Genomic DNA, 16,972 nt, shown 5'->3' on the forward strand with positions numbered 1-16,972 from the left:
TCCCGGGAACCAACTCCTCCCGTTCCCGGGGTCTCGATATCACCTCTTATCGAATCTCTTTGTCTTTCAGCTCAATTGAGCTATCTTGCGCTCGTAGACCTTTCGTTCGCGATCGTTGCCACAGAGTTCGGCAGCTCGCTCCAGTTCGGCGCGGGCTTCGGCGTCGCGGCCCAGTCGGGTCAGCAATTCCCCACGGACACTTGCCAATAGGTGAGAATTCGGCAGGGCGCCGGATTCGATCAGACCGTCGACGATCGGCAGGGCGTCACCAGGCCCCTGCGCCATGGCCACCGCTACCGCGCGGTTGAGATCGACCACCGGGGAAGGCGCCAGGCGGCCTAGCGCTTCGTAGAGCAGCACGATGCGCTGCCAGTCGGTGGCTTCGACCGAGGCCGCCACGGCGTGACATTCGGCGATCGCCGCCTGCAAACCGTAGGTGCCCAATCCCCGGCCGACCTGCTCCGCCCGCGCCAGGGCGGCTCGTCCGCGCCGGATAGCGGCCCGATCCCAGCGGCGGCGGTCCTGCTGTTCCAGCAGAATCGGTTCGCCGTCGGGACCCGTGCGGGCCGGGAAGCGTGCCGCGGTGAGTTCGAGCAGCGCCAGCAGGCCGTGCACCTCCGGCTCCTGCGGGACCAGGCGAGCCAGGACGCGGGTGAGGCGCTGGGCCTCCCCCGCCAGATCGAGCCGGATCACATCGGCGCCGGAACTGGCCGACGAACCCTCCGTGAAGATCACGTAGAGCACGCTCAGCACCGACCCGAGCCGCGCGGCCCGCTCCTCGGGCGGCGGCACCCGGAACGGCACCCGGGCCGCGGCGAGCGTCTTCTTCGCCCGGGTGATGCGGGCCTGCACCGTCGCGGTCGGGACCAGGAACGCCTTGGCGATCTCGTCACTGGTCAAGCCGCCGACGACGCGCAGGGTGAGCGCGATCCGCGCTTCCCGTGACAACACCGGATGGCAGGCGGTGAACATCAAGGCCAGGACGTCGTCATCGATCTGGTCCGGATCCCACAACACGTCCTCCTCGTCCGGGCGGGCCGGTGGACTGCCCGCGGCGATGCCGCCCTCGCCCAGATCGCGGGCGAGGGCGGCATGCCGGTCGTCGAGGGCCGCACGGCGGCGGAAGCCGTCGATCGCGCGACGTCGGCCGACGGTGAGCAGCCAGCCCGCGGGGTTGCGCGGCACACCGTCACGCGACCAGGTCACGAGCGCCTCGGCGAGCGCCTCCTGAGCCAGGTCCTCGGCCAAGGCGAAGTCGCCGGTGTAGCGCGCGAGCGCACCGACGATCCGGGCGGATTCGATGCGCCACACCGCCGCGACGGTCGCGCGGCTCGCGGGGTCGACCATGTCTCGAACTACCGGTCGATCAGAGCTGACCGGTCGCCTCGCGCCACGCCCGCTCCTTCTGGATCCACTGATTGTCCTGCGGGAACTCGTCGATCGTGGGCACCCGGCGAATCTCGGTCTTGAACCCCGGGCCGGCCATCGGCATCCGCTTCGCCCACTCGATGGCCTCCTCCTTCGACGACACGTTCAGGATGTAGTAGCCGCCGAACAGCTCCTTCGTCTCGCCGTACGGACCGTCGGTGACCACCGGGGTCTCCGACGAGTAGTCCACGACCACGCCCTCCGAGGCGTCCTCGAGGCCCTCCGCGGCCAGCAGCACTCCCGCCCGGATGAGCTCGTCGTTGAACCGCCCCACCGTCTCGAGCATCTCGCTGAAGTCGACGTCGGCCATCTTCGCCATGCCCTCGTCGGTAGCGCGCATGATCAGCATGTACTTCATGATTTTTCTCCTCGGCTCGTGGGCCCCCGTCGGACCCTCTCACGCATAGGTCGAACGAGGAAGACGGCGGATCGACACGGGCCCAAAATTTTTTTGAGGCCGGTGGCGGCGGGCCGTAGGTTGATGCCCCGTGGTGGATTACAACATCGTCGTCGATCGGGTTCGAGGCTGTCTCCTGGGTGGCGCGGTGGGAGACGCGCTCGGCTGGCCCATCGAGTTCCTGACGCTGCCGCAGATCCGGCAGGCGCACGGCGACTCCGGCGTCACGGGTTTCCTCCCCCAGTCCGGTTCGGACGAGCCGCAGCAGATCACCGACGACACTCAGATGACGCTGTTCACCGCCGAAGGACTACTGCGCGCGGCACCCGGCGACGACCCGATCCCCGCGCTGCACCGGGCCTACCTGCGGTGGTTGCACACCCAACAGCCGGAGTCCGAACTCTCCGTCGACGGCTGGCTGGTGAGCCTGCCGTTCCTGCACGCGGTCCGAGCCCCGGGAAACGCCTGCATGACCGGGCTGCGCCGCCAAGCTTTCGCCTACCTCGCCCCCGGCCCGCTCGGCACACCCGGCCCCGTCAATCCGGAGTCCAAGGGCTGCGGCACCGTAATGCGTGCCGCGCCATTCGGATTGGTCGGCGCGGGCCCGGACCGAGCCTTCATGACCGCCGCGCGCGCAGCCCAACTCACCCACGGCCATCCCACCGGATACTTCGCCGCAGGAGCGTTCTCCGCCCTCATCGACCGCGTACTCAACGGCACCGCCCTCCCTATCGCCTTGCAGGACACCATCACCCAGCTATCCGCCTACCCCGCCGCCGAAACGACCGCGGCCCTGACCCGCGCTCTACAGCAATCGGAGCGTCCACCGACCCCCGAACAGGTCGAGCAGATCGGCGCAGGCTGGATCGCGGAAGAATGCCTCGCAATCGCGGTGTACTGCGCCTTGATCGCCGCACGAACCGGAGACATACGCACCGCCCTGCTGCTCTCGGTGAACCACTCCGGCGACTCCGACTCCACCGGCGCCACCACAGGCAACCTTCTCGGCGCCATCCACGGATTGTCCGCCCTGCCGATGGATTGGGTCGGCGCGGTCGAGGGCCGGGATGTGCTGGTCCAGGTAGCCGACGACCTGGTCACCACTTTCCACTACGGCGACCGTTCCGGCCCCGCCGCAAGGTATCCGCAGGACTGAGCACGTCACCGGCGCTGTGCTCAGCCGATGGCTGACCGAGTCCGCGAGTGCCTCAGCGGTTGTAGTCCCCGCGCTGCGCCGCCGCCGTGAAAGCCGACCATTCAGCACCGCTGAACATCAAGGCGGGACCGGAGCGGACCTTCGAATCCCGAACGCCCACAAGGCCGTTCGGGAGGAAGGCAACCTCGACACACTCTTTGTCGCCACCACTGTAGCTACTCTTGAACCACTCGACACCAGCCGGAACGGCGCTCACGCATACTCCTTCGCTAACTGCCGAAGCAGGTTTCGACTGGCAACCGCATCCAGTGCCTGGCTACGGATGCTCTCGTACGCCTGATGGTACCGCCGTACAACATGGTGCTTCTCCAAATACAAGTCACCCGCGAAGTTCTCCACGTAGACGACGGGCGGCTCGAGCGGCTCGCCTGTGGCATCGCTGCCGAACTCGAGCAGGACGAACGGGCCGACCGCGACTCCCAACGGAAAGCCCGCGCTGAACGGGAGCACTCGGAGGTTCACATTCGGTCGGGTCCCTACATCGGCCAGGTGCTTGAGCTGAGCTGCCATCACACGCGGGCCACCGACCATGCCCCGAAGAGCAGACTCCCGGAGAACGACGTCGAGACAGATCGGCTGTGCCTTACGCGTGATTCGGATCTGTCGACGCATCCGCAATCGGACCCGACGCTCGTGCTCCTCCGAACTGTCGTCGGGATAGACCGCGTGCATGAGCGCGCTGGCGTAGGCCGGGATCTGGAGCAACCCCGGTACCAACTCCGATTGATACGTCGTCATCCCACGGGCGGCAGCCTCCAGTCCTACGTAGAAGTCGAAGTTCGCGGGGAGCAGATCACCGAACTCCTGCCACCAACTGAGCACATTCCCCTGGGCCGCAAGGATCTTCATCGCAGCGGTCTGGTCGGCGTCGAACTCGTAGATTCTGCACAGCGCGTCCAAGTCCTCCTCCCGCAGGTTCGCCACCATCCCCTTCTCGATCCGCTGCACCGTGCTAGCGCTGCGCCGTATCAACGTTCCCACCTGCTGCAGCGTCAGCCCGCACTCCTCCCGACCGTTCCGCAGGTACCGCCCCAGTTGCCGCCGCGGCAACGTAGACCCGTTCTCCGACATGCCCGCCTCCCTCCAGGTTCCACATGGACCCCGCCACCCCATCACCCCGCGAACCCCCACACCCCCGTCATCCCGGAATCTCATTCAATCCCCGCATAACCCCAGCAAGCATTGCACTATCACCCCCACTCACACCCGAAATCCGCAACGGACGGAACCAACTCCCCCGCCAGTGCGTCCAGTAAGGTAAGCCGTCGAGCACGAAGGGAGGGCCTGTCGATGGACGTGGGGCAGTCGACAGCGATAGGGCTGTACCAGCAGGCGGCCGCGGGCACGTTCAAGATGGAGGAGGGAGCGGCCCGGAAGTGCGCGGAGATCTTCCAGCGGTTCGCGGACTCGATCACCACTCACATCGACGAGGCGAATGCGCTCCAGGTCCTGGGCGGATTTGGAGGGTTCCAGTCGGCAATCGAGCTGCAAAGCGGATTCGAGCGAAAGGGTAGCGCGCTGATCGATGCGTTGACCGGACTGCAGGAGGCTGCCCTGCGTATGGCGGCAGCGTATCTGCGTGCGGGAGACCTTCTGGAGGAAGCAGAACTGATGAACAGCCGAGCAATCGCAGCAGCAAACACAGGACTCGACGGATGAAACACGCCAACCTGGGCGCCTATTGCGTGGCGATCGCAGCCGTTGCCATGCTGGCCGCGGGATGTACATCCGGCCAAGGCGCATCGAATGAATCCGACACACTGTCATCCTCGAGCCTGTCGCCGAGTGCCGAAGCAACCCGACAGGCGCCGCAACCCACGCTGACAGCACAGGCATTGCAGCCTCCGGAACAGCATCCCGCACCCGGCCGAACCGCTGTGGTCTTCGACCCGTGCACATGGATACCGGACGACTCTATTGTCAAAGCGGGCTTCGATCCGAACAGCCGCACGCGCGGTAGTGACCAGACTGGCGTGCAGACCTTCCTGGCGTGCAGATTCAGTTCACAGCCGCGACTGCTGACAGTCATGTCCGGAAATGTGACTTGGGACGAGGACCTGCAGAAGAACAGCTCTCGGAGTGAGCCGATATCGGTCAACGGGAGAGAGGCCATGTGGGTCCATGATCCCGGTATTCGGCGAGGCTGCGAGATTCATATGCGCACAAAAGTTGGTTTCGTTGATCTCCTTACGACCTTGACTGTCGATGGAGCGGTCCAAGGCCTACGTCCGTGCGACGGCCTACTGGAGATCGCGACCGCGATCGAGCCTTCCATCGGCAAGGACAACTGATCATGGGCCAGGGCGACGCACCATTCGACCTGTACGAGTACGCGGGTCACATGCTCAACCAAGATCCCGCGGTTGTGCGCAGCACTCACTACGCCAGGCAGACTCAACACGGGGCGGGCCTGGTTGAACAGAACATCTCCCACTCCGGCACCGACCCCGCTTACATCGCGGATATCGAGCACTGGGAGAAAGTCCCACACGCGGAGATCTACAAACAGGTGCAGGCGATGGACCCGGTGAGCATGCATGAGAAAGCCGGCGTCTGGAGCGACATCTCGGCGGGTGTCAGCGGTGGACTGTTCGGTTTGCACCTGTCCATTCAGAAAGCCCTGTCGGAAGGTCTTGCCGGAAAGGCCGGCGATGCCGGGCAGCTGGCGGCTCGCAAGTTCATCGACCAAGCAACCGACGTGCAAGAGGTCATCAAGGCCGTGAGCGTCCGGCTCAACTCGGTTGCTTACGGAGCCGAAGCGCTCAAACGCCTTGTCCCTCCACCTGTTACAACCACTCCGGAGTCGACCACTGCGGTCCAGTCCAGCGTGGCGGCGCTCTACCCTGCTCTCACCGGCGGCGCGACGCCGGGCGCCACGATCGGAGTGGGTGTGTCGGAAGACGATCAATATCGTCTCGCCATTACGGCGATGCAGCAGAATTACGATCCGATCTACCGTCCGGCGGGCGAGAACGTTCCCACTTTCGTCCCTGTCGACTCCCCCGGTGACGACGGAAACGGCCCCGTCGACAACGGCTGGACTCCCGGCACCGGCGGCCCGAGCACATCCGGAACCGACGGCAGGACCGGGGCCGACGACGGCCGGTCCGGCACCGGTGAGCCGCAGGCGCAGACGGATCCCACCAGCACCACGGCGGCGAGTGACTCGTCGAATTCCGCAGGTAGCCAAGGGAATCAGGGTACGAACCAAAACCAGCAGGGTACGGGGACGGGCTCGCCGAGCGGCAGCCAGACTACTGCCGCGGGCTTCGGGGGTGGCACCGGCGGCCGCGGCGGCGGGTCCGGGTCGGGCGGGTTCGGGAGCGGTGGCATCGGGCGACCGGGCAGCACCGCGGGTGGCCCCGGGCGCAGTGGCACCGGTGTGCCGGGAGCCGTGAACCCGGCGGCCGCGGCCGCGCAGGGCGCGGGGCGGCCCGGGACTCCCGGCATCGGTGGCATGCCGGGCATGGGTGCGGGCGCGCCGGGGCGCAAGGGCGAGGACGACGAGAAGGAACACAAGACACCGGACTACCTCGTCATGGACCGTGAGGAAGAGTTGCTGGGCCGGCGGGAGCGGACCGTTCCGCAGGCCATCGGCGCGGACATCCCTGCGGCACAGACGCGTCCGGACGATCACGGAGGCCGTCGCGGGTGAAATGGGAGTTCACTCCCGACGAATTCATGCACGTCTGGGCGGAGACCGGCAAGGACCGGTATCCGTTCCCGCTGAAGCTGCGATCGTCGGTGCAATGGCAGAGCGAGTACGCGAAGCTCAAGGAAGAGTTTCGGCAGCGCCTGCCGCACGGGCACGACCCCGACCTGTCGGCAGTCCTGCGCGTAGCGTCCAAGCCCGCTGTGTCCCTGCTGATCACGGGTAAGCGCAAGCGCCCGGTGCGGGCATACGGCGCGATCGACACCACCGTCGGCGTCACCCTCGTCCAACGCCCCGGCCCCACCGACGACGTGGGCGGCAACGTGATGATCGAAGTCGGCTCGCCCGCGATCGTGCCCAAGGTCTTCGCGGCCGTGCTCGGCAATGTCCCGCCCGGCAGACACCCGGCCATGGTGGAGAGTTTCGACCGCATCCGCACCGACCTCGAATCCTGGACGGGCACACAGGAAACCGTCACCGACCGTATCCGCCGCCTGCTGCGCTCGCCACGCGCGGGCTCCGGCCACATCGAAGTCCGCTGCGGCCTGCAAGACCCACGCCCCTTCCCTCCCCAATACCTGAGCTGGGTAGACGTCGAGGGCGACGGCCGCTACATCTACCGCGAGCAGCACAACGACTTCCACGTCGAACCCTGCTCCCAACAAGCCGTCCTGCACGAACTCACCCGCATGTCCCAGCAGGGTGCAGCGGACCGGGCCGGGTGATCCCTACCTCCTCCGCCACCACCCCACCAACATCCCCGCCACAGCCCCCACCCCGAACAACGCCGCCCCCGCCCGTCCTGTCATCCCCACGTTCACCCTCGGCTCGATGATCGCCGGTGGGGGCGGGGCAATTTCGGCTTCGGGTTCGTTCTCGCGGGCGGTGGCGGCCCAGGCGGTGGCGAAGAGGATTATGCGGGCGGTGATGTAGGCGAAGACCATGAGGCCGATGATGGGGCCGAAGGTCACCCCGGCGGGGCTGTTGAGAACGGATTTGAGGTAGATGCTGGCGAGTTGTTTCCAGATTTCGAAGGCCAGGGCGGCGAGCAGGGCCGCCTTGACCGCGCTGACGAGGGTGACCGGTTCGCGGGGGAGGCGGGCGATGATCCAGACGAATACCGCCCAGGACGCGAGCACGGCCAGCACCAGCGAGACGATGGTGAGCAGGACGCCCACGCCGGGCGCGTTGTCGAGGCGGACCGACTTCAGCACACTGCGGCCGAGTCCGCTGCCCGCCAGTGCCGACAACCCCAGCGAGACCACCATCGCCACGCCCAGTCCGAGCAGCGCGAGCAGGTCGGATACCTTGCTGCCGAACCAATTGCCTTCGGTCGTCTTCTGTTCCCACTGTTCGGTGAGCGCGGCGCGCAGGTTCGCCATCCAGCCCAGCCCGGCGTAGAGGGCACCGACCAGGCCGACCACACCGACGCCGGTGCGCGATCGCACCGCCTGATCGATCAGATCGGTCAGCTGCCCGCCGAAGGAGCCCGGCACCTTCTCGACCACCTTCTGCTGCAGCTCGGCCAGCAGGTCCGGGTTGCGCGCCAGCACGAACCCGGCCACCGCGAAGCCGACCATCAGTAGCGGAAACAGTGACAGCACAGTGAAGTACGTGATGCCCGCGGCGTAGTAGTCGCCGCGCTGACGCTGGTACCGCCCGCCGGCGCGGATGGCGTGGTCCAGCCACGGCCGTGCCTGTACTTCCCGTTCGATCCGCGCCTTGACCTTGCCGAACACCAGACCTCCCGAAACCCGGCCCCGCGAGGCGGACGTCAGCGAGGCAGGAACCCCACCCGGTCGTACACCTGCGCCAGGGTATTGCCGGCGATTTCCCGAGCGCGCTCGGCACCGGCGCCGAGAATACGGTCGAGTTCGCCCTGGTCGTCCAGATACTCTTGCACTTTCGTCTGCAACGGCGTGACGAATTCGACCAGCGCGTCGGCCACATCGCCCTTGAGATCGCCATACCCCTTGCCGGAGTAATCATTCTCCAACGTCACGATGGGGCTGCCGGTCAGCGACGACAGAATAACGAGCAGATTGCTGATACCGGGCTTGGTCTCCGGGTCGTAGCGGATCTCGCGTTCGGTGTCGGTGACCGCGGAGCGAATCTTCTTCGCTGAGATCTTCGGATCGTCGAGCAGGTTGAGCAGCCCGGCGTCGGTGGCGGCCGACTTGCTCATCTTCGATGTCGGATCCTGCAGGTCGTAGATCTTCGCGGTGCCGGAGACGATGTGCGCCTCGGGGACGACGAATGTCTTCTTGAACCGGGTGTTGAACCGCTGGGCCAGGTTGCGGGTCAGCTCCAGGTGCTGGCGCTGATCCTCGCCGACGGGCACCTGATGCGCCCGGTACAGCAGGATATCGGCGGCCATCAGGACCGGATAGGTGAACAGGCCGACGGTGGCGTTCTCCGCACCCTGCCGCGCCGACTTGTCCTTGAACTGCGTCATCCGGCTGGCCTCGCCGAAGCCGGTGATGCAGTTCAGCACCCAGGTCAGCTCGGCGTGCTCGGGTACCTGGCTCTGCACGAACAGCGTGGACCGCTTCGGGTCGATGCCCAGCGCCAGCAGTTGGGCAGCGGCTCGCTTGGTGCGGTTGCGCAGTTGCTTGGGGTCCTGCGACACGGTGATCGCGTGCATGTCCGGGATGAAGTAGAGGGCGTCGTAGTCGTCCTGCAGCGTCACCCAATATTGCAGTGCGCCAAGGTAGTTGCCGAGGTGGAAGGAATCGCTGGTCGGCTGGATGCCGGACAGGACACGCTGTTTGCGCTCACCGGGTGCTGCGGGACTCGACATGCACCGATCTTCGCATGCCCGCGATCGGCGGCGGATCGGCACCTTGCTCGCTGGAAATTCACCCGGCAACCGTGTCGCGGTAACCCGCCGCCTGCGTGTCGTTGGTTTACTGGGCTCATGGCCAACCTTTCCCGGCGGCATCTGCTCGGGCTGGCGGCCGGTGGGGCCACCGTGTCCCTGCTGCCGCCCGCCGTGCACCGGGCGATGGCCGCCCCGATGCGGCCGGGCGGGCTGCGGGCCATCGAGCACGTGATCCTGCTGATGCAGGAGAACCGCTCGTTCGACCACTACTACGGGACGTTGCGGGGCGTGCGCGGGTTCTCCGATTCGTCGCCGCTGCGCCTGCGCAACGGCGCCTCGGTCTTCCGGCAGCCGGTGTCGGGAGTCTCGCTGGTGTCGGACGCGCGCGGATCGCCGCGGCCGGGACTGCCCGACTCGGCGGGCGGCTCGGTGCTGCCGTTCTCGCTGCGGCAGGCGGCGGCGCGGGCGGGCCGTCCCGACACCGACATCCAGTACCTGGACAGCCTCGACCACGAATGGGACGGCAGCACCGCGGCGTGGGCGCGCGGCTGGTGGGACGGCTGGATTCCGGCGAAGACCCCGGCGACCATGGCCTACTACGAGCGCCGGGACCTGCCGCTGCAGTACGAGCTGGCCGACACCTTCACCCTCTGCGACGCCTACCACTGCTCCCTGTTCGGCGGCACCAATCCGAACCGCAACTATTTCTTCACCGGCACCACCGGATACGAACCCGGCACCGACGAGCGCGCCGTGGACAATGCCGCCTACGCGGCCACCCATCCCGGCTACGAGTGGACCACCTATCCGGAACGGCTGGAAGCCGCCGGGGTCTCGTGGCAGATCTACCAGGAGTGGGACAACTTCACCGACAATCCCGTCGAGTATTTCGCCACCTTCAAGCGCATCGGGACCGAGCTGCTGACCCAGGTCGAAGGCAACTATCCGACGACGGAGAAGTTCTACGAAGCGCTGCAGCAGAAGCCACCGCCGGACCAGCGGCGGCTGCTCGGGCAACTGGACGCGGCGCGGGCCCGGCTGAGCCCGACGGAGCGGCGCCTGTTCGACCGGGCGATGTATCGCGGCGAACCCGGCAGCCTGTTGCGGCGGCTGGCCGCCGACATCGAGGAGCGGACGCTGCCGAAGGTCAGCTGGCTGGTACCGCCCGCGAAGTACAGCGAGCACCCGTCCTCGTCGACCCCGCTGGGCAGCGCGAACCTGATCTACCGGCTGCTCGACATCGTCGCCGCCGATCTCGACACCTGGTCCCGCACAGCGATTTTCATCAATTTCGACGAGAACGACGGCTACTTCGACCACGTGCCGCCACCCGTGCCTCCACCGGGCGGCGACGACTGGTACGACGGCAAGCCGATCGGGCTGGGGCCCCGGGTGCCGATGACGGTGGTGTCGCCGTGGACGATCGGCGGTTTCGTCAGCTCGGAGGTTTTCGACCACACGTCGGTGCTGCGGTTCCTGGAACAGTGGACGGGCGTGCGGGAGCCGAACATCAGCGGCTGGCGGCGCACCGTGTGCGGGGACCTGCGGTCGGTGTTCGATTTCGGCGCTGCGGGCAAACCCCCGAAACTCGCTGAGCCCAAAGCTGTTCCGGACCCCGTTGCGCGGTGGAAGCCGGCGCCGCCGGACACGCAGGCGCTGCCCGCTCAGGAACCCGGTGCGCGGCCCGCTCGGCCGCTGCCGTATCAACCGGCGGTCTCCGGATCGCTGTCGGGGACGACGCTGACCCTGCGGCTCGCGAACAGCGGTGCGGCGTCGGCGCATTTCGTTCTCTACCCCTTCGGTGGCGCGGCGGACAGCCCGCGGCACTGCGATGTGCGCGGCGAGCGGACCGAGACGTTCACCGTCGCCGACTCTTACGAGGTGTCGGTACAGGGACCGAATCGGTTCTGGTACGAAATGCGCGGCGGCACAGCGGGTCGTGCGGCGGCAGTCGAGGTCGGGACGGTGCCCTCGGGTGGCGGACTCACGATCTCGCTCGCCAATCGGGGGCATCGGCAGGTCACGGTGACGGTCGCGGCGCTGCGGTACGCCGGGCTCCGGGAGCGCGTCGAACTTCCGGCCGGGGCATCTCACTCGCTGGAGTGGAATACCGAAAATGGTTGGTACGACGTGGAAGTCACGGCCGACGAAGATCCGGCCTTCCGGCGGCGCGTCACGGGGCGCATCGAGAACGGCAAGCCCGGAGTGAGTGCGGACTGAAAGGTCCGGGCGCGGACACGGTCAGCGGATCGCACCGCGCGCGATCGACTCGACTACGAAACCCCGCGTTGCTCGTGATTCAACGGATCGACCCCCGGCATACTGGGCCGCCCGGAACTCACCAGCTCGTGCTCCCGGCGGCTGAGCAGCCGATACACCGGGGCGCTGGGCCCCGCGAGCGTGTTACGGAACGGGCGCGGCGCCAGCGGCGGCCTGCGATGCGCCGTGCGGACGCCCTGGGCCAGCGCGCGAAAGGCCAACTCCTCCTTGGCGCCCCACCCGATTCCGTACATCTTCCGGATCCGCGGCGGCAGGCTGCCCTGGATCAGCAGATACACCCCGGAGGTGACCTGGTGCAGTGGCGCGCGCAGCGGGTACGGCACCCGCTTGCCCGCCAGGTACGAGCCGACCAGCCGCGCCTCGTCGGTGAGAAAGACTTCGTCGGAGGCCAGATAGTCGTCGAAGAAGCGGCGGAACGCGGGGTAGTCGGCCGGGGCCGCCGTGCGCGGCATGCCGAACAGTTCCCCCCAGCGCACATAGTCCTGGTAGAGGTCCTCCCGCTCGGCGGCGGTGAGCCTGCGGATCAGCACATCGTGCATGACCTCGGCCGAGTCGAAGGTGAATGCCATGGTCATGAACATCAGGTGCGGGTCCGTCGCGGAGTAGCCGCTGCCCGCCGGATGGTGCGGACCGGCGTCCTCGGGCAGCGCACCCGATACCCGCGCGTGCTTCTTGTGCGTGAAGGCCAGCGCCCGGTCCGCCTCCGCCCGGCTGCCCAGGAACACCGCCTCGAACAGTTTTCCGGTGAGCGCGAGCCGCGTGTAGGGCGTGGTCCGATGCTCGGTGTTCTCGGCGGTCCCGACGTACAGCAGCGGATGAATGGCCCCGACCACCAGCGCCCGCTGGCCGTAGGTGAGGCCCACGGCTCGCTTGCGCATGACGCGGCGAATCATCGAATCGTCGGAGAAATAGCCGGTCTCGGGCATCGTCGCCTCCTCGCACAGGACATCTGGCAATAGAATCCACCAGATTTACCAATCTGGCAAGAGGAGCCCCCAGAATTACGCGGCCCACGCGGCCGACCCGCCATGTGTGCGTCCGGGGCGGGCGCGCGCCGTGCCACAATCGGGTGCGTGGCAGCGCAACGGACGTACGGCGGAGTCTCCGCGGCGCAGCGCCGCGCGCAACGCAGGTCCGCACTGCTCGACGCCGCGCTGGAGATCATCGGCACCCAGGGCCTGGAGAAGCTGACCGTCGCCGGGCTGTGCGCGCGCGCCGGGCTGAACGAGCGCTACTACTACGAGCAGTTCGACGGCCGCGACGCCGTGCTCATCGCCCTGTTCGACGGCGTCGCCGAGGAGCTGGCGGTCGCCATCGTGGCGGCGTTGCAGGGGGCACCCGCCGACACCCGCGGCACCGCGCGGGCCGCGATCGCGGCGGGCATCCACGTGCTCACCGACGATCCGCGCAAGGCCCGGGTGGTCTCGATCGTCGGCACCGCGACTCCCGAATTGCGCTCCCGCACATTGGAATCCATTCGCTCGTTCGCGAACCTCGTGGCCGCCAGCGGAATCGACTTCTACGGGCTCACGACCACCGAACCGGATCCGGTGATCGCCTTCCGCGCCACCTACCTCGTCGGCGGTCTGGCCCAGGCCCTGACGAGCTGGTTGCAGGACGATCTGCCCATGACTCGCGACGAGCTGATCGACCACACGACCGACATCTTCGTTCTGCTCGGCGAGGATCTGGCGAAACGCCTCCGCTGACGGGCCGCGGCGGCCGCGCGTCAGTCGTCCGCGAGCGTGAGCGGCACCGCGGCCAGCTCGGGACGGCCTTGCAGGACAACGCGATACGCGGTATCACGAGTGGACCAGTAGGCGGCCGCGTCGCCCATGGCCCCGGCGAACCAGTCCAATTGGCCCGGCTGATCGGCCAGCAGCTGATCGGCGTCGCGGACCACCACCAGGTAGCCTCGCGCCGGACCGACGAAATCGTCCAGGTCGCGCAGACATTCGTCGAAGGCGTCCTTGTTCGCGCCGAAGTAGTACGGGAACTGGAAGGCCGCGGCGAATTCGTCGTAGACGCCCGCGAGGGTGCGCATCTTGGCGCCGCGCAGCTCACGGACGCGAAAGTTCTCGGGCGCCTGGTAGCGCACACCGCTGAACTTCCCGTCGTCGGCGGCGAGCTCACCCACCACCGGACCGGTGCCGGACAGGAACTGCGACAACGTCATCGGCCTGGTCATCACCGCATCCTCGTGAAGGTCTCGTAGTGGTCGCCGGTGTAGTAGGCCGAGCCGTCGCTGCCGGTGACGATGCGTTCGGCGTCGCGAGTCTGGCCGCGCTTCTTGGGATTCACGTCCCATTCCTTGTAGGCGATCGCCTTGCCGGAGGAATCCGTTCTCGCCAGTGTTCCCTCGCGATTCATCCACTGGTCACCGCCCTTGGTGCCCGGTGCGCCCGCCGAATCGGGCCAGCGTCCGGCGTCTATCTCCACCAGCGTCCGATACGCGCGCTCGGGGACGCCCGCCACCCTGGTGGGTGCGGAAGTGCTGCTGTCCGCCTTCGCGGTCGGCTTCGCCGTCGCACTCGCGGCGACGGACTGCCCCGAGCCGCTCCCGGAGTCGGTGCCACCGCGCAGGCCGAGCACGCCCGCGACCACCACCGCCACCGCCAGAACGGCCAGCACCAGCAGAGTGCGAATTCGCTTGTCGGAGAAGTTCATCGGTACTGCACCGTCACCGGGGCGTGGTCCGACCAGCGCAGCGCGTACTCCGACGCCCGCTCCACCGCCGCGTGCTTCGTCCGCCCGACCACAGCGCCGCGGGGCAGGTGGTATGCGATGCTCCATCGGATCGACTCGGTTCTACAAACAAGAATCGGCTCTGACCACGGAGGTTCCATGGTGGACACCACTCCTCCGCTACACGCCTTGCTGGTCGCGCGGCTATCCGTCATGACAGACGAATCTACGTCACCGGCACCACGAATTCCCTCACCCTTGATGCGGCCAGAACACGACCACAAAGAACACCACCAACGGCACACCGAACGCTAGCCACAGGCCCATCACGCGGGCTCCGTCTCGTCGTCCACCAGGCCAAGCCCTTCAGCCACGCCACGGCCGAACGCGCTTGCGTTGCTCCAAGACTGCCGATACTCCAGGTACACGCCTACGCCTGGTTCATCTCCGGGGTACTCCTGCACCTCGAAGACTCCACCGGGAAACGTGTAAAGCCTTGTGCGCCTTGGCTCTGCGTCCATGTCGTCTCCGTCGCCTCATGTCCGTGGAATGACACCCGGCACCGTGGATGTCGGGTTTCTGCCCGATGCCTGGCTAGTCAGAACCGTATGAACCGAGCCAGACCATGGTCTACAAATGTGCCAAAACTTGCCAACATTTGGCGATATTCATGCAGATGATGTCCATGTCAAGGAGCATGGTCGGTGGTGCTGCACAAAGTGGCACACACCCAGATGGAGAGGCTCAACCATGAGATTGCATTTCCTGGGCAAAGGTGGGTCAGGCCAGGACGACTGCCCGGCGGTGTATGCCACCGACGACGGCCGCTACCTCCTCGTCGGCTGGCGCACCGACACACCCGAAACGGTCGAGATACCTCACCTGCTGCTCGGGTTCGTGGACTCCCGGACCTACATCGGGGCACCGTTGACCGACACCGGCCGGGGAACGTTCACCGTGACCGGCGTACCCGTCACCGCCCGTGAGACTGTCTCAGAACTGAAAATGGAAGACTACGAGACAGCGGTTCTCGTACCCAAGCTAGAGAGGGCTTACTTTGGAATTCCGGCCGACACGCGACCTCTTGCGGCAGTGTCGAAATGAACTGTTTCGCGTAGAGGTCCGAGACACCTATGGGGTGCCGAACGAAGATGAACCGTTCCAGCGGTTCATGAATGGCGAACCGTTCGACTACCGGGAATGGTTCCGGGGCTGGGCGGAACTAGTCCAATGCCTCGTGTCCGAGGGCGCTTCAGTGCGTCGGGTACGTGTGGTTACGGTGCCAGTTGTAGATTATCAACGTTGGTCACTGACGGAGATAACTCCGCTGAACGTTGAAACTGGTGAAGACATCCGGTACCTGAACCGGGCCGAAGCGAGTTCAGTACCGGCCGACGATTATTGGATTATCGACCGGGAAACCGTCGCGTTCACACTCTCCGATTCGGATGGCCGCGCGGTCGGTAGGTCCGGTGTCACAACCGACCCGCAAATAGTCGGATTGTGCCTGAGCGAGGCACAACGACTCTGGTCAGTAGCGACACCCTACGGGGAATTCGTGCGGTGACGAGTTCTGTTCAAGAGGCGAGGCAAGCTCTCGGTAAGCGCCTCCGAGAGATACGCAGGCGTGCGGGATTATCTGCCCGAGAGCTTGCCCGACTCGAAGGCTACCACGAATCGCGTATCTCAAAAATCGAGTACGGGAAGCTGCGCCCGTCCGACCACGATATCAGGGCGTACTGTAACCATGCCGGGGCTGACGATCAACTCGAAGACTTGTTGGCGACCCTGCACAATATCGACTCGGCGTATGTCGAATGGCGTAGACATCTCAGCTCCGGCGTGAAATCGGGCCAGAAGAAGACGTCTAAGCTCGAAGCGCAATCCAAGATCATACGAAACTATCAACCGCATATCGTCACGGGCCTACTCCAAACACCCGAGTATGCCGAAGCAATGATTCGGTGGGTGTCTGAGTTCTATCAACTTCCTGATGACGTAGAGCAAGCGGTAGCCGCTCGAATGGAGCGGCAACAAGTCTTGTATCGGCGAGACCACCGATTCCATTTCATCATCGGCGAGCAAGCTTTGTACACCACTGTCGGAGACAACAACGTGATGATTGGTCAGCTTGATCGTTTGCTTTCCGCTGGGAGTCTCCCACGAGTGACCTTCGGAATCGTCCCGCTTACTGCCGAGGCTCGAGTGTTGTTCAACAATTTCGTCATGTACGACAACCGGTTAGTGACCGAAGAAGGTTCAACCGCAAAACTGACAGTAACTCAGCCGAGAGAGATCGCCCTGTATGGCCGAGCGTTCGAAAAACTCGCCGAACAATCAGTCATCGGTGAAAATGCGCGCAAATTGATAAGGAAAGCGATCGACGCCCGGAATTCATAACCGAACGTCCCGCTAATGCCAGAGTCGCAGCGTGCGGATAGTTACATGCACGGAATCTACCGCAGGCGACTAACCGGAACGCCAGTAAACCGC

19 protein-coding genes and 1 pseudogene are annotated in these 16,972 nt (G+C 66.0%); 10 read left to right on the forward strand and 10 right to left on the reverse strand.

From position 1 onward, the window contains the following. Positions 1-66: 66 nt before the first annotated feature. Both NWFMUON74_RS30620 and NWFMUON74_RS30625 read right to left on the reverse strand, forming a co-directional pair. On the reverse strand, positions 67-1,347 hold the full coding sequence (locus NWFMUON74_RS30620; protein WP_187685194.1) for an RNA polymerase sigma factor: 1,281 nt from the start codon (positions 1,345-1,347) through the stop codon (positions 67-69). Positions 1,348-1,366: 19 nt separating this feature from the next. Further along, a complete protein-coding gene (locus NWFMUON74_RS30625; RefSeq protein ID WP_187685195.1) occupies positions 1,367-1,786 on the reverse strand; it encodes a YciI family protein in 420 nt (139 codons plus the stop codon). Between the two features lie 130 nt (positions 1,787-1,916). On the opposite strand from NWFMUON74_RS30625, the gene NWFMUON74_RS30630 reads away from it, so the two are divergent. Further along, positions 1,917-2,981, forward strand: coding sequence for an ADP-ribosylglycohydrolase family protein (locus NWFMUON74_RS30630; protein WP_187685196.1), 1,065 nt, complete (start codon positions 1,917-1,919; stop codon positions 2,979-2,981). 52 nt (positions 2,982-3,033) lie between these two features. Here NWFMUON74_RS30630 and NWFMUON74_RS30635 read toward each other — a convergent pair whose 3' ends face one another. After that, positions 3,034-3,237, reverse strand: coding sequence for a DUF397 domain-containing protein (locus tag NWFMUON74_RS30635; protein ID WP_187685197.1), 204 nt, complete (start codon positions 3,235-3,237; stop codon positions 3,034-3,036). Continuing rightward, positions 3,234-4,112: a helix-turn-helix domain-containing protein gene (locus tag NWFMUON74_RS30640; RefSeq protein WP_187685198.1), complete on the reverse strand. Its 879-nt coding sequence runs from the start codon at positions 4,110-4,112 to the stop codon at positions 3,234-3,236. The genes NWFMUON74_RS30635 and NWFMUON74_RS30640 overlap by 4 nt, the downstream gene beginning before the upstream one ends. A 219-nt stretch (positions 4,113-4,331) precedes the next feature. On the opposite strand from NWFMUON74_RS30640, the gene NWFMUON74_RS30645 reads away from it, so the two are divergent. From NWFMUON74_RS30645 to NWFMUON74_RS30660, 4 genes are read left to right on the forward strand one after another with little or no spacing between them, the layout of a single operon-like run. Then, positions 4,332-4,700 carry a hypothetical protein gene (locus NWFMUON74_RS30645; RefSeq protein WP_187685199.1) on the forward strand — a complete coding sequence of 123 codons (369 nt, stop codon included), beginning with the start codon at positions 4,332-4,334 and terminating at the stop codon, positions 4,698-4,700. Continuing rightward, positions 4,697-5,332, forward strand: a complete 636-nt coding sequence (locus NWFMUON74_RS30650; protein WP_187685200.1) for a DUF3558 domain-containing protein — start codon at positions 4,697-4,699, stop codon at positions 5,330-5,332. The genes NWFMUON74_RS30645 and NWFMUON74_RS30650 overlap by 4 nt, the downstream gene beginning before the upstream one ends. A gap of 2 nt (positions 5,333-5,334) precedes the next feature. Further along, positions 5,335-6,696, forward strand: coding sequence for a hypothetical protein (locus NWFMUON74_RS30655; protein WP_187685201.1), 1,362 nt, complete (start codon positions 5,335-5,337; stop codon positions 6,694-6,696). Further along, positions 6,693-7,418 (forward strand): ESX secretion-associated protein EspG, encoded by a 726-nt coding sequence (locus NWFMUON74_RS30660; protein ID WP_187685202.1) that lies wholly within the window; start codon positions 6,693-6,695, stop codon positions 7,416-7,418. Before NWFMUON74_RS30655 ends, NWFMUON74_RS30660 begins: the two co-directional genes overlap by 4 nt. Positions 7,419-7,421: 3 nt before the next feature. Here NWFMUON74_RS30660 and yhjD read toward each other — a convergent pair whose 3' ends face one another. Then, a complete protein-coding gene (gene yhjD, locus NWFMUON74_RS30665) occupies positions 7,422-8,432 on the reverse strand; it encodes an inner membrane protein YhjD (protein WP_187685203.1) in 1,011 nt (336 codons plus the stop codon). A gap of 35 nt (positions 8,433-8,467) precedes the next feature. Beyond that, positions 8,468-9,493, reverse strand: coding sequence for a tryptophan--tRNA ligase (gene trpS, locus NWFMUON74_RS30670; protein WP_187685204.1), 1,026 nt, complete (start codon positions 9,491-9,493; stop codon positions 8,468-8,470). A gap of 117 nt (positions 9,494-9,610) precedes the next feature. Between trpS and NWFMUON74_RS30675 the strand changes: the two genes are divergently transcribed. Continuing rightward, positions 9,611-11,734 carry a phosphocholine-specific phospholipase C gene (locus tag NWFMUON74_RS30675; protein ID WP_187685205.1) on the forward strand — a complete coding sequence of 708 codons (2,124 nt, stop codon included), beginning with the start codon at positions 9,611-9,613 and terminating at the stop codon, positions 11,732-11,734. A 53-nt stretch (positions 11,735-11,787) separates the two neighbouring features. On the opposite strand, the gene NWFMUON74_RS30680 is transcribed toward NWFMUON74_RS30675, so the two are convergent. After that, complete coding sequence (locus NWFMUON74_RS30680) at positions 11,788-12,720, reverse strand: oxygenase MpaB family protein (RefSeq protein ID WP_187685206.1); 933 nt, start codon at positions 12,718-12,720, stop codon at positions 11,788-11,790. 147 nt (positions 12,721-12,867) lie between these two features. Here NWFMUON74_RS30680 and NWFMUON74_RS30685 point away from each other — a divergent pair, with 147 nt between their 5' ends. After that, the gene (locus tag NWFMUON74_RS30685; RefSeq protein ID WP_232110684.1) at positions 12,868-13,503 is read left to right on the forward strand and encodes a TetR/AcrR family transcriptional regulator; all 636 of its coding nucleotides are present in this window, start codon (positions 12,868-12,870) and stop codon (positions 13,501-13,503) included. 20 nt (positions 13,504-13,523) lie between these two features. Here NWFMUON74_RS30685 and NWFMUON74_RS30690 read toward each other — a convergent pair whose 3' ends face one another. The 3 genes and pseudogenes from NWFMUON74_RS30690 to NWFMUON74_RS36420 all read right to left on the reverse strand — a co-directional run. Continuing rightward, positions 13,524-13,982, reverse strand: coding sequence for a barstar family protein (locus tag NWFMUON74_RS30690; RefSeq protein WP_187685208.1), 459 nt, complete (start codon positions 13,980-13,982; stop codon positions 13,524-13,526). Further along, the gene (locus NWFMUON74_RS30695; RefSeq protein WP_187685209.1) at positions 13,982-14,461 is read right to left on the reverse strand and encodes a guanyl-specific ribonuclease; all 480 of its coding nucleotides are present in this window, start codon (positions 14,459-14,461) and stop codon (positions 13,982-13,984) included. Before NWFMUON74_RS30695 ends, NWFMUON74_RS30690 begins: the two co-directional genes overlap by 1 nt. After that, a pseudogene (locus NWFMUON74_RS36420) lies at positions 14,458-14,586 on the reverse strand (exodeoxyribonuclease III); the annotation flags it as partial. The gene NWFMUON74_RS30695 and the pseudogene NWFMUON74_RS36420, both read right to left, overlap by 4 nt. A 643-nt stretch (positions 14,587-15,229) precedes the next feature. Here NWFMUON74_RS36420 and NWFMUON74_RS30700 point away from each other — a divergent pair. Genes NWFMUON74_RS30700 through NWFMUON74_RS30710 form a run of 3 tightly spaced genes read left to right on the forward strand, consistent with a single transcriptional unit; the run spans position 15,230 to position 16,879 of the window. After that, a complete protein-coding gene (locus NWFMUON74_RS30700; protein WP_187685210.1) occupies positions 15,230-15,583 on the forward strand; it encodes a hypothetical protein in 354 nt (117 codons plus the stop codon). Further along, positions 15,564-16,046, forward strand: a complete 483-nt coding sequence (locus NWFMUON74_RS30705) for a DUF6879 family protein (protein WP_342213631.1) — start codon at positions 15,564-15,566, stop codon at positions 16,044-16,046. The genes NWFMUON74_RS30700 and NWFMUON74_RS30705 overlap by 20 nt, the downstream gene beginning before the upstream one ends. Next, on the forward strand, positions 16,043-16,879 hold the full coding sequence (locus NWFMUON74_RS30710) for a helix-turn-helix domain-containing protein (protein ID WP_187685212.1): 837 nt from the start codon (positions 16,043-16,045) through the stop codon (positions 16,877-16,879). The genes NWFMUON74_RS30705 and NWFMUON74_RS30710 overlap by 4 nt, the downstream gene beginning before the upstream one ends. The last annotated feature ends 93 nt before the right edge of the window (positions 16,880-16,972 follow it).

The organism is Nocardia wallacei (genome assembly GCF_014466955.1).
Lineage (GTDB): Bacteria > Actinomycetota > Actinomycetes > Mycobacteriales > Mycobacteriaceae > Nocardia > Nocardia wallacei.